This is a genomic window from Nocardia araoensis NBRC 100135 (assembly GCF_000308435.1).
Lineage (GTDB): Bacteria > Actinomycetota > Actinomycetes > Mycobacteriales > Mycobacteriaceae > Nocardia > Nocardia araoensis.
Map to the genome: position 1 here is coordinate 1 of NZ_BAFR01000239.1, position 429 is coordinate 429.

Sequence of the window (429 nt, forward strand, 5' to 3'; positions counted from 1 at the left end):
CTCGATTGGGGTGAGTTTGCCGAGTCCGCGTTGTCGCCGTTTGCGGTGGTAGGTTCTCTCGATCCAGGTCACGATCGCCAGACGCAGTTCGGCCCTGGTCGACCAGCGCTGCCGGTCGAGCACATTGCGCTGGAGCAGCGCGAAGAACGACTCCATGGCAGCGTTGTCACCACATGCTCCGACCCTTCCCATGGAACCGCGCAAACCATTGCGGGACAGCAGGCTGACGAACCTTCGTGACCGGAATTGGCTGCCTCTGTCGGAGTGCACGATCGTGCCGGCCGGTGCCCGCACCGCGATGGCATTGCTCAAAGCGTTGACCGCCAGTGAGGCCTTCATGCGCGAGTCGATGCTGTAGCCGACGATCCTGTTGGAATAGCAGTCCTTGATCGCGCACAGATACAGCTTGCCCTCGCTGGTGGGATGCTC

1 protein-coding gene is annotated in these 429 nt (G+C 62.0%); it reads right to left on the reverse strand.

Annotated elements, in window-relative coordinates:
- The coding region (locus tag ON21_RS30140) for an IS3 family transposase (RefSeq protein ID WP_039803541.1) at positions 1–429 on the reverse strand (429 nt) is incomplete at both ends.